The organism is Rhizobium sp. PEPV16 (assembly GCF_008919455.1).
GTDB classification, from domain to species: Bacteria; Pseudomonadota; Alphaproteobacteria; order Rhizobiales; family Rhizobiaceae; genus Rhizobium; species Rhizobium leguminosarum_Q.
Genome location: NZ_VSZV01000178.1, coordinates 1 through 10,609, shown reverse-complemented (window position 1 = coordinate 10,609; position 10,609 = coordinate 1). Strand labels below are relative to the sequence as shown.

The window sequence follows — 10,609 nt, the reverse complement described above, 5'->3', positions numbered from 1 at the left end:
CGCTCAACGGCTTCTTACGGCCAGGCCGGGTCGCGTCGCGCGCAAGCCCATCGACACCCTGCTCAAGATAACGATCGCGCCAGCGATAGGCCGTCTTCTTGGTCTTGCCCAGCGTCCGCACAATCGACGCCAGACTCGACGCGTCCGCCCACATCAGCACGATCCGCGCCCGCCAAACCAGCTTCTGCGGCGTGTTCCGGGCCGCCACCCAACCTTCCAGCCGCACTCGATCCTCAGGCGACAGCAACAACTTCTTGTCCGTGTCCATGGACCCAAACTCGCATATTTGCCAGCCGCAGGGAATCCTTCCGTTAATTCCAGAACACTAAGATGGCGGCGTTAGCACGCGCGAGGGCGTCATCAAAGGAGATTCAAGGTCCGCCTGACAAAGGGTATTGACGCTCCCGGGTTATCTGCGTGCGTTCGACACCATGCAGAACCTCTTCTGGCAGCAGCGAGCAACCTGCAGTGCGCATTCCCGTTCATTGCCGCAACCCGCGATGTTGTGCGATCGCGTCTTAGAGCAGCCGCAGCCTGCAGCGAGCCTTGCTGCAAATGAAACTACTGGGCATTGCTTTCACATCATTCAGAAATGACCCGCGGACAGGCTGAACATTGGTAGCAGGCGCTTCTAGTCTGCCTTTCCATCAACGTTTCAGCGGAGTAAGCATGAAAGTCGCAACCCGTATCGCAGCCAGCTTAGCTGTCGCCTTCGGATTAGCATCTCACTCGATGGCAAATGAGAGAGTTGTCCACGTATACAACTGGTCAGATTATATCGATCCGGAGATCCTGGAGGAATTCACCAAGGAAACCGGGATCACCGTGGTCTATGACGTTTTCGATGATAACGGTATTTTGGAAGCAAAGCTTCTTGCAGGTGGTTCAGGCTACGACGTGGTTGTCCCCGGTGGACCGTTCCTTGCCCGACAGATTGCGGCCGGTGCTCTTCAAAAGCTGGACAAGAGCAAGCTTCCCAATCTTGCCAACCTCTGGCCAGAGATTGCCGAGCGTCTCGCAAAATATGACCCCGGCAACCAGTATGCGGTCAACTATATGTGGGGCACCACCAGCATCGGATACAATGCCGACAAGCTTAAGGCTGTGTTTGGCGACACGCCCATCGACAGCTGGGACATCATATTCAAGCCGGAATACCTTTCAAAACTAAAGGACTGCGGCGTCAACATATTGGATGCCCCCGATGAGACCATCGCGCTTGCGATAAACTACCTTGAAAAAGATCCTGACAGCAAACTGGTTGCCGACCTGAAGGCTGCGGCGGATTTGTACCGCAAGAGCCGCCCTTACGTTCGCACCTTTAACTCCTCGGCCTATATCAACGACCTAGCCAACGGGGACATATGTCTTGCGGTCGGCTGGTCCGGCGATATCCTTCAGGCCAAGGCTCGCGCGACTGAAGCGAAGAACGGGGTAAAAATCGAACTCGTTGTGCCGAAGGAAGGGGCATATGTGTGGTTTGACAATCTCGCCATTCCGGGGGATGCGAAGAATGTCGATGAAGCCCATGCCTTCATCAATTATCTCATGCGGCCGGATGTGATTGCCAAGGCGTCAAACTATGTTCAATACGCAAATGGGAATCTAGCCTCTCAAAAGTTGATCGACGAAATCATTACCGGCAATCCGGCAGTATATCCGCCTGAAAAAACGATGGCGAAGCTATTTTCCATCTCGCCTTACAATGCACATCAGCAAAGGCTTCTCAACCGCCTCTGGGTCAACATAAAAACCAATTATTGACGTTAAATGGTCCGTTGCCGGTCTCAGGATTCTCTACGTTCGCAACCCGTTGGATTCCGACGAGCTATTGGTTCGGCGAACCAACAGGAGCGACCTGCCGAATTGACTTGGGGCCGCCGATTGCTCGGTGCGCCACCTGGTCGTACCCTACCCTTCGGCAAACCTGCTCGTGGACTGTGAACTCGTTTCACCCACCACGTCCGCGCCAAAACAGGTGCGCAAAGAAGGACCATCCCATATGCGTGTGGTCCTTCTTATGCTCCTGACTCCAGTCGCGTGCTGCCATCACGTCTGCGAACGGCGAGCTTGTCTTTTAACACACTGCAGCTTCTTCAAGTTCTGACGAGGCCTTGCCGAGCCAGCATTCCATGGCTGCGGTAAAAAGAGAAGCGACAGGTCTCGAGCGCGACCTGTCCACCGTTGCCGAAAGTGTGCGTCACCCAGTTCGAAGGATGCTATCTACCGTTTGTCCGACGTGTCGTCAGAATTGCAACTTATGAAAAATTGGAAACGGCAACGCTTCGTCTATAACTAAAAGCAAACTGTAGTAGAAGGCGACGACGACGCAGAATAGGAAGGTGGCTGCGACGAATTCCAGCAGCAGTCCCTGCCTATCCTCTTTTTGCTGCGCATCTATTGAACTGCCGTTCTGCTGACCTCGCTGGAATTGTCTCGGCGGGACGCAGTTCGTTCCTGAATCAGCGGAGTTCTCGTCGTTGTTGCCTGCAGCGGCTGGAAGTCGCAATTCGTGGAACAATGCTTCCTCGAGTTCGTCGGATGAAATCTGCAGCCTGTCTTTGGCGAGGGATCCGGAAAAAGGCCTTGTCATGCTGTCTCTCTCCTCGAATAATTTGCAAGCTTGCTCATTTTTGAGTGCTCACTGGAAAATCAGTCGAGGTCGAACGTTGCTTGACGATTGCTGTATCTGAGCGGGCCGTTTGATTTGTAACGGCGCTGGATCTTTGCCCATGATGCTAGAGAACCGCATGCATCCGCACCGGATCGGTACGCCGCCATCCGAGTAGCGACCTAAGGCCAGGGCCGTTTACATTCAGATTTGAAGCTTTGCCGAACGAGGTGCTGCTGTCTCGTGGCATCGCCGTCCGTACCAAACCGGCGCGACTTCGATGAAGTGCATCGCGTGAAAGCGCTTTCGCTCGGCGGCAATCGAGCTGGAAAAACCAGCCGCGGCACATTGTTACAAATCAAGCTGTTTCGGCATCTTCTCGAAACCAACAGATCACGCGCTCGCTCAACAATCGACCGTCTTCATCAAGCTAGGTGAGGATGGAAAGCGAATTGCGGCCGAAATGCCAATCAATCCGATGGCATGCGAGGCTGACTTTCAACGGCTGCACAAGTGCGAGCCGGTTTCCCTCGATTCTGATAAGAAGATTGGACCATTGCAATGCATTACAAAACTGTAAGTCTGACGTTGGCCGTCATACTGGCCGCTTCTTCCCTGGCAATCGCTGCAGACCCTTTTGAAGCGGCTCCGGCGCCCGAAGCGCCTGACACCTTCTCCTGGAGCGGTTTTTATGTCGGCGTCAATGCAGGCTATGGCTTTGGCGGTGATGGAGACGTTTCCTCTGAAGGACAACTCGGGCCGAACATTGCAAACATCGCAACCGGTGCGCGCCCGGGGTCGGTGGATCTGGACCGTAACGGCATCCTTGGCGGAGGTCAGATCGGCTACAATTGGCAAGCCGGCTCGTTCGTCTACGGTCTGGAAGCAGATATTTCTTTCACCGACCTCGATGACGATCGAAACATCGTGACGCCGCAGATCAATACAGGACTTGCCCAAGGTAACGTCTTCCGCTCCGAGCTCGATTATCTCGGTACCGTGCGGGCCCGTCTGGGCTATGCGCTCGATCGCACCTTGTTCTACGGCACTGCGGGCCTCGCCTACGGCAGGAGCACGATGAGTGTGGACATGTTCGCCCCTAACGGCGTTCGACAGTTCACTGGTGACAAGACCGGAACGAATGTCGGCTACGCCGTCGGCGCAGGTGTTGAATATGCGGTAACAAGCAAAATCTCGTTGAAGTCTGAATATCTCTACTATGATCTTGGCGAGGAAAAATTGAACGTTCAGGCCATTCCGGGCACGGGCGTTGCCGGCGGATACGATTCCAAATTCAACAACGACGGCCATCTCTTCCGTGTTGGCCTCAATTACAAGTTCTAGAATCGAGTCGCGGCGCCTCTGGGCGCCGCGTTCCGCCACCCGCTTTATTCACACACGTCCCGCCAGATCAGACGCTTGGCGAAATGGCAAAGCTTTCGACGAGATCGATAAGGCCACCGTTTGCAGAACCCGCTCAAGGTCCTTTGGCCGGAGAATGACGACCTGTCGCAAGCAGACGGGAAGAACGTCGACCCCGACGGCACCTCGCCAACAAGATCCACCGTCACCGCAAGAACTTGAATGAGATCAACATCGGTGATGGCTTCCCAGCGCAAGGCATTTCCCGTGTGCCTGCCGCGCCGTAGCGCCGGCCACGTATATTGCAACGCGGTCCAGTCGTCGTAAGCATCAAATGGAAAGCCCCAACATGCACTTTGACAAAATGCCCGCGAGTGGAAAACCCAAGCGCAGCTGCTGGCTTAAAACAACCCTTGACTTGAAGATGGTCGCCACTGCGCTCGGGCTTCTGGTACTAGCAGCGCTGACTGCCGTGGTCGCCGACAGGACAATTGCGACGATGGTTCCCACTCTTCTGGGTTGGATGAGGAGCGCCGCCGGCTGGATTTCCACATTGACTGATCCGTTGGTCGTCCTTCCCCTCATGATAGGCGCTTTCATTGCCGGAAGGATTTTTCGCATGCTCGGTCTTGTCGGCCCATTCGAGCTGACAACGAGCCTTCTTACGCGCAGCATCTTGGCCGTTGCGGCTGCCACGCTCCTCAAAGGCATTATTGGCCGTGCCAGGCCGAGCGAAGTCTCCCGGGATCCCTTTCACTTTCAACCCTTCGCGGCGCAGGACATGTTTGCCTCCGCTCCTTCTGCGCAAGCCACCTTGGCGGCGGCCATAGGTTGCTCATTGGCCATGAGCTTTCCCAAGGCAAGAATTCCTATCCTCGCGGCCGTGATAGCAGTCTGCCTCTCGCGAGTGCTTGTTGGGGAGCATTGGACGAGCGACGTGATATTCGGCTTGGCGCTAGGCTGGGGCATTGCTGTGGTGCGGAACCGCCGTCATGCTTCCGTCCTCGGCAAGCCCGCTGGCTGACGGAAGAAGACTTGCGCTTCAGCGCCAGCCTCCTCTCGCTCGTCCAGCGCGGGGGTCTTATCGATCGGTCGAGGTGAAATTCCATTCCCTAAGTTCAGCGGAGACGATCGCGTCGCTATGGAGAAACGGGGCTCGCGCCGATTTCCGTCTGAAGGCGCCAGACCAAATTCGCGGCCGGATCTCGGCGCTTTGCCGCTCCGGCCGCGGTTTCTAATGCGATTAATAATTGCAGTTATGAGGTCCGTTGGTCGGCCTGAAACCAAGGTTGCAAGCGCCCCTCAACGGCTTTGGTTGATAAGAATAACCACCCCGCCCGAAGGCTTTTGCCGGATACCAGTAGCCGTCAGGGCCCTTCCGATAGCCGAAGCGTTTGGCACGATAACCGCGATAGCCGTTCCAGTAGCCTTGCTCCGTGTCCCGATAGCTTACTTCGACAGCGCTCGTCGCTGTCGCTCTGTCATAGACAGACGCGGCAACGGCCTCGTTAGCGGTGAGATCTGCAATTACGCATGATGCAGCGATGGAAAGGATTGCGAACAATCTCTTTGACATGAATTTATCCTCTCAGACGTATCAACTCTATGCTCCGGCCGGATGCGATGATCAGTTTCACGGGCGTCGGCTATCTCAGAATGTGCAATCGAATGAAAATGACGTCATTTGAAATACGGATGGCGCAAGCAGACTGGATTTGACAGAGGCGGGTATTGATGGATTTAGGCGACGCGACGTTCTTGACCGATGTCGTCGCCTCAATGCGCCGCGCATGAAGCAGATGGAACGGCCTGGCCGCCAGCGCACCGGATCGCATGTCCAGGTAAGCGCCCCTGGGAAGCGAGACGGCAAGAGGAAGCTGCGACATCGACATCAGAAACGCCTTTGAAGGCCGCGCCGGGAAGCGCCGTGCGCTTCATTCCAAGCAAGATGCTGGAACACCATCGTTGCTTGATGTCCGCCGAAGGCAGATCGAAATGGCAAAACGCCAGCAGCATGCTTGGGCATGCTGCTGGCGTAGTCGATCGAGATCCGGTCTCCAGTCCAATCTTGCCCTCTCCGGAAAGGCGAGGTGCCGGGAGGCAAGCAAGATCGATGAGATGTATGGGCGAGAATCTATCGGCGCCCATACATGGCGTTTACCAGGGTGAACGCTTGATCTGGAAGGCGTAGAACTGGTTTTTCTGCGAGCCCGAGAAATTGTTATCCGCCGCGAGGATCAAGACATCGGTGCCGTCCTTTGCCTTGCCGATGGCCATGGATTCGATGTTATCCGGGGTCAGGCCGATGGCGCGCAGATCGAGGATTTGGCTTTTGCGAATTGGCACGATACGCTCATCGCTCTTTGCAAGCGATGCAATGCCGGAAACGTCGGTTGCATCCGACAGATCCATCATGAAAAGTTTGACGTTGTTGCCAAAGCCCTGCGCGAAACTGCGCTCAACGGCAATCAGACGATGGTCATCGAGGGCAATCATCTCCGACAAGCCATTGTCGTTGCCGCCGCCAGCCTTCGTGGCGACCTGCGGGATCTGCGAAACCGGATAAACGTACTCGGCCTTCGGCTCCCCAGTCGTGCCGTCGTAGTGGATGATGCGCGACAAGCTGCCAGTCGTAAGCGAAGGGTTCGGCCCGTCCTGATAGAGTGCGGCTTCAAGTCCGGCAAATACGTCACCCGAAGGTGTGACGGCCAGAGCCTCAAAGGCGAGGTTGTCGCGAATACCGGCCGACTTGTCGGACGTCGGTGCGAACCCGTCGGGCAGTTTTAGCTCTCGCACGAAAGCGCCATCATGAGAGGTCACGCGAACGAATGGGGGCGCGAGCGTCTTCGCGTCGCCCTCATTGCCCCAATAGATGCCGTCTCTGCCGATCCGAATGGATTCCGGGTCGACATTGCGGGGCGCGAAGGGATGACCGTCCTTATCCTCTAGCACACCGCGATTTCCAACCGTCACGCCGGTTAAGCCGGCAGCGCTTACATCGATATCAAGATCAAAAAAGCGAGCGGGACCTTTCTCCGAGCGGTCGTCACTAATTGCGATGAAGCGACCGGTAGCCGCAACGAAATCAAGTCCTGAGAGGCCGCCAAGGGGAGTGCCATTTTCCATGTAGTCGCCCGGCATTATAAATTCGCCCAAATAGGAAAGGGAAATTCCTGCCGCGCAGTCGCCAAACGGGCACCGTGTCTCCACGGTCGCGCCGATTTCGGTGGCATGGACCGACGCAGTACTGGATAGAATGACAAAAGAGGCAGTCATAAGGAAACGCCCGAGCATGATGATTCTCCGATATGTGCTAATTTCTGGAAGCGACCACAGCGACCGAAGTCTTGGTGGACCTGCAGTCACAGCGGTGATGGTTTTTGCGTTCGGCAGTCTTGCAAGGGCGACGTGACGGAGGCCTTAGTGGAGATCAAGGTTGTGACCTCCAAAGCGCTGTTAGCCTCCCGTCAGCATCACCGGCGTCCGGTCCCCGCTGCGATTGTTGCTCTCGCTCACAGCGTTCAGAGCGCAACGCGAGCCTAGGATAGCCTGCATCGCTTACCGCCGCGACGACCGCAGTTGCACGATGGCGTTGGCGTGTTGCTTGCTCGTTTCAGAAGCAAGCGTTTCGGTTTCAACTGTTGCGAATGGCGGGGACCTGTGATCGGTCGCGCCGTTTCGGGTCAGACGGCTTTTAGAAGGAGTGCCTGCTACTCCGCCGGGTGCCCGCCAGGGCGATCTTGCCCGGGAAACCGCAGGAGAAGCGAGTTTTGATAGGGTGATGATTTCTTTGCCACCCAGAATGTAGCTTGGCCCAAGTCAGCCCACGAGCCAATCATGGATAAGACCAAACACAATACTCGCCATAGCCACTGCCAGGCCTGTGGCCAGGGCCATCAAGAATTCGCTCACGCGGAGCGCCGTAAGATCGGCCTGATCGCTCCGGCTTCTGGGAGTCAACTGCTGCGGCTCGCCGGTGAGCGCGTCACCGGGAAGCAATTCTCCATTGACAACGACCAGTCTGGGATACCGGCTTCTGTGTGAATGCCGCGATGTCGACGTTCGGTTGGTCTTCACGCGTGACAGGTCTCCGACGATAAGACGACGTTCCTTGCGGGTTCGCGTATGGCATGGAGACGCCTTCGGTCAGGCAGCAATACCGTTCGCAGAACGGAGCGCGATTCCATGGACATCATGCCAGCTGTCGTAATTGCAGGAATCGTTGAAAACGAACGCCAACATGGGCAAGCGAGAGGATCTATTACTCTCAGGATCGTCAATCAGGACTTGCGAGCATTCGTGTTCCAAAAGTTTGTCGTCTCAGATGCGGTTTGAAAAACTTAAGCCTTCGCGCTTCGCGCAAGCGTTACAATCAGGCGGTCAATGATTAGCGTTGTAATCCGGGAAGCGAATTTCAATTTAATCACTCTTCCATGGCGTTCGTGCATTCACCCTGGCCGCCTACGCGTAGCGAAACGGATCGACCGCCAACCGCCTGCAACTGAACCCGACGGCTTAGAGGGCAGGCCAATCGAGGCGCGACGACTAAACCGATGCGGCGAGCCGTTTCGGCAACGAATGCTAGCGGCCACTCCCTATACCGGGCCAACGTTCGAAAAAAGATCTTTGGTTTTCGATAACTCAAAGCGGGCCTCTTGCTGGGTCGTGAGCCTCGCTGAAGATCGCAATGGGCTTCCTTTGAATGCAAATGAAATCGGGAGGGACAACGTGGACACATTTTTGAAACCGAAACGGTGAAAGCTGTCGACTGACAGCAGGGTTTCGAACAATGAGCAGAACAATTATGATCGTGGGCAATGGCGAGGTGGGAGAAGGAGGAGCGGAAATCATCGACTCTGCCGACTTCGTCATCCGCTTTAACGATTGCCGTTCCTTTGGCCTAGGCGGCACGCGCACCGATGCGGTGGCGGTCTGCAATACCGGCCGGCCGGCCAAGGCCATGCTCGGGTCCGGGAACTGGCGCGCCCATCCAGGAATTGTCGACGCCTCTGAAATCTGGAGCGTGCGAGACCCCGAAAAATTCGCGACCATGCGCGCGCCGCTTGCCGCCTCCCATCCGGAGCTCGATGATTTCTGCGACGACTATACACGCCTGTTTGGCGACTTCTGCGCTGGCGCCGGGAAGCTCCATCGAACTGTTGGTCAACGGATTCATGATGCCATCGACCGGGCACTTGCGATGTTGGAACCAGCGCCCTACGTCGTGCCGAGCAGTGGCATTATCGTGATCGGCGAAGTGCTCGACAGCTATCCAAACGACGACGTCGTCATAGCAGGTTTTGGCCATATCGGTTGGGAGGGCCATCCGTTCGCTGCCGAAAAGCAGTTGGTGGATGCATTCGTTAAGGCTGGTCGCCTGCGGCGCTTGTCTCAGCATGGCGTGCCCTCCACGGTGTGTGAACGACCACCGTTGATCCGCTGATCGATCGAACCATGTCACGAGAAACCAGGACTTCAAAGTCGATCAGGCTGGTCACCCGCGACGGTAAACTGTTAGCCCCCGCACCGGAAGTGGTTACGACAGATGGTGCCGACTGCGCCATCCCCCAGGACGCGCACGACGGCGTCTTTAGGTGGATTTTAAAGCCCCTTTTTCTGATTGAATTGGCCTGTTGCCTGGTGTTTGCTGCGGCGATCATCGTGGTCGGGTGCGGCTATGTCTTTGCGACGCGAGCCCTGTGGCCATTACTTCTGCAAAATTATGATCTGGTTTGGTGAGCGCCGAAGCCCAATGCGATCGGCTCGCAAACGGCTTGCTATCCACCAATCCGCCGGCCTACCCGCCCAGCGCGGTCCAACTGCTTTCAATGACGCTCCCATTTGATGGGCGAGCTGTTTGATCAATGTCCGCTTGCGGTCTTGTCAGGGAGCTTCTTTCGAATACCAACGTCGGGCTTTAACGCTGATCGGAGATGCGCCTTTGCCGCCTGTGACGCCCAGTTTTTCACGACCGCTAGTATTGGCCGCAGTTCGAGTGGCGCGACATGCCGGCGGAGATGCGCAACGGCTCCACTCGGTGTGTTCGTAACGCCTAGCCTTGTGGTACCGAGCCAGGGGCTTCAGACTAATCATGAGCCAGCGATTGACCGGTGACATTTGTAACCGCTTCCGGACAAATTGAAATCGTCGCATATGGCACAGACGGCAACATGGTGCTTTCGCTGCTAAGGACCAGCCATTGACCAAATCTACCATGATGCCATCCGTCACACCTCCGACCTTGCGTTTTGCCGATTTAAATATCCAACCTCACGACACATTCGCAACATATCGTTCATCCTTGCCTTTCGTGCGACGGGAAGATGGCGCTTACCTTGTTTTGCGCGCGTCCGATGTTCAAGCGCTGGCAAAAGATCCACGGACAAAACAAGTGGAGACTCAGCTGCTGGCGGCGCGCGGAATCTCCGGGGGGCCAATTATGGATCTTTTTTCAAACAGCATGCTGTTTTCTAATGACGAGACCCATCGACGCAGACGGCAGCCGCTGGCGAAGTGCTTTTCGTTTCGTATGATGGAAGGCATTCGGCGGGACGTACGCCTGCTCGCAGAAGATTTGGCGAGCCGCAGGTTGGATGGCGATAAGCTTAGGCTGCGCGATGATTATGCGTCTGCGAT

The 10,609-nt window shown here is 56.1% G+C and carries 11 protein-coding genes and 1 pseudogene; 7 read left to right on the top strand and 5 right to left on the bottom strand.

Annotated elements, in window-relative coordinates; genetic code table 11:
• Positions 1 to 268 (bottom strand): helix-turn-helix domain-containing protein (locus tag FY112_RS04370; RefSeq protein WP_151517804.1); only part of this gene is annotated, 268 nt, incomplete at its 3' end.
• Positions 269 to 669: 401 nt separating this feature from the next.
• Here FY112_RS04370 and FY112_RS04365 point away from each other — a divergent pair.
• The gene (locus tag FY112_RS04365) at positions 670 to 1,764 is read left to right on the top strand and encodes a polyamine ABC transporter substrate-binding protein (RefSeq protein WP_151517803.1); all 1,095 of its coding nucleotides are present in this window, start codon (positions 670 to 672) and stop codon (positions 1,762 to 1,764) included.
• Between the two features lie 481 nt (positions 1,765 to 2,245).
• Here FY112_RS04365 and FY112_RS04360 read toward each other — a convergent pair whose 3' ends face one another.
• Complete coding sequence (locus FY112_RS04360; protein ID WP_151517802.1) at positions 2,246 to 2,593, bottom strand: hypothetical protein; 348 nt, start codon at positions 2,591 to 2,593, stop codon at positions 2,246 to 2,248.
• Between the two features lie 579 nt (positions 2,594 to 3,172).
• On the opposite strand from FY112_RS04360, the gene FY112_RS04355 reads away from it, so the two are divergent.
• Positions 3,173 to 3,955 (top strand): outer membrane protein, encoded by a 783-nt coding sequence (locus tag FY112_RS04355; RefSeq protein WP_132613563.1) that lies wholly within the window; start codon positions 3,173 to 3,175, stop codon positions 3,953 to 3,955.
• A 367-nt stretch (positions 3,956 to 4,322) separates the two neighbouring features.
• Positions 4,323 to 4,997 carry a phosphatase PAP2 family protein gene (locus tag FY112_RS04350; protein WP_181018155.1) on the top strand — a complete coding sequence of 225 codons (675 nt, stop codon included), beginning with the start codon at positions 4,323 to 4,325 and terminating at the stop codon, positions 4,995 to 4,997.
• A gap of 219 nt (positions 4,998 to 5,216) precedes the next feature.
• On the opposite strand, the gene FY112_RS04345 is transcribed toward FY112_RS04350, so the two are convergent.
• The 3 genes from FY112_RS04345 to FY112_RS04335 form a co-directional block, all read right to left on the bottom strand.
• On the bottom strand, positions 5,217 to 5,549 hold the full coding sequence (locus tag FY112_RS04345) for a hypothetical protein (RefSeq protein ID WP_151517800.1): 333 nt from the start codon (positions 5,547 to 5,549) through the stop codon (positions 5,217 to 5,219).
• A 70-nt stretch (positions 5,550 to 5,619) separates the two neighbouring features.
• Complete coding sequence (locus FY112_RS04340) at positions 5,620 to 5,865, bottom strand: hypothetical protein (RefSeq protein ID WP_151517799.1); 246 nt, start codon at positions 5,863 to 5,865, stop codon at positions 5,620 to 5,622.
• A 265-nt stretch (positions 5,866 to 6,130) separates the two neighbouring features.
• Entirely contained in the window at positions 6,131 to 7,267 is a 1,137-nt protein-coding gene (locus FY112_RS04335; RefSeq protein WP_151517798.1) for an esterase-like activity of phytase family protein, read from the bottom strand.
• A 543-nt stretch (positions 7,268 to 7,810) separates the two neighbouring features.
• Between FY112_RS04335 and FY112_RS04330 the strand changes: the two genes are divergently transcribed.
• The 4 genes and pseudogenes from FY112_RS04330 to FY112_RS04315 all read left to right on the top strand — a co-directional run.
• On the top strand, positions 7,811 to 8,017 hold the full coding sequence (locus tag FY112_RS04330; RefSeq protein WP_151517797.1) for a hypothetical protein: 207 nt from the start codon (positions 7,811 to 7,813) through the stop codon (positions 8,015 to 8,017).
• A gap of 760 nt (positions 8,018 to 8,777) precedes the next feature.
• The gene (locus FY112_RS04325) at positions 8,778 to 9,416 is read left to right on the top strand and encodes a Urease operon accessory protein (protein WP_181018156.1); all 639 of its coding nucleotides are present in this window, start codon (positions 8,778 to 8,780) and stop codon (positions 9,414 to 9,416) included.
• Positions 9,417 to 9,427: 11 nt separating this feature from the next.
• The gene (locus FY112_RS04320; RefSeq protein WP_151517796.1) at positions 9,428 to 9,712 is read left to right on the top strand and encodes a hypothetical protein; all 285 of its coding nucleotides are present in this window, start codon (positions 9,428 to 9,430) and stop codon (positions 9,710 to 9,712) included.
• A 460-nt stretch (positions 9,713 to 10,172) separates the two neighbouring features.
• A pseudogene (locus tag FY112_RS04315) lies at positions 10,173 to 10,609 on the top strand (cytochrome P450); the annotation flags it as partial.

Excerpts from the sequence above, each read along its gene's own strand:
- FY112_RS04365 (WP_151517803.1), top strand. The coding sequence starts at position 670 with ATGAAAGTCGCAACCCGTATCGCAGCCAGCTTAGCTGTCGCCTTCGGA.
- FY112_RS04360 (WP_151517802.1), bottom strand. The coding sequence starts at position 2,593 with ATGACAAGGCCTTTTTCCGGATCCCTCGCCAAAGACAGGCTGCAGATT.
- FY112_RS04355 (WP_132613563.1), top strand. The coding sequence starts at position 3,173 with ATGCATTACAAAACTGTAAGTCTGACGTTGGCCGTCATACTGGCCGCT.
- FY112_RS04350 (WP_181018155.1), top strand. The coding sequence starts at position 4,323 with ATGCACTTTGACAAAATGCCCGCGAGTGGAAAACCCAAGCGCAGCTGC.
- FY112_RS04345 (WP_151517800.1), bottom strand. The coding sequence starts at position 5,549 with ATGTCAAAGAGATTGTTCGCAATCCTTTCCATCGCTGCATCATGCGTA.
- FY112_RS04340 (WP_151517799.1), bottom strand. The coding sequence starts at position 5,865 with ATGTCGATGTCGCAGCTTCCTCTTGCCGTCTCGCTTCCCAGGGGCGCT.
- FY112_RS04335 (WP_151517798.1), bottom strand. The coding sequence starts at position 7,267 with ATGCTCGGGCGTTTCCTTATGACTGCCTCTTTTGTCATTCTATCCAGT.
- FY112_RS04330 (WP_151517797.1), top strand. The coding sequence starts at position 7,811 with ATGGATAAGACCAAACACAATACTCGCCATAGCCACTGCCAGGCCTGT.
- FY112_RS04325 (WP_181018156.1), top strand. The coding sequence starts at position 8,778 with ATGATCGTGGGCAATGGCGAGGTGGGAGAAGGAGGAGCGGAAATCATC.
- FY112_RS04320 (WP_151517796.1), top strand. The coding sequence starts at position 9,428 with ATGTCACGAGAAACCAGGACTTCAAAGTCGATCAGGCTGGTCACCCGC.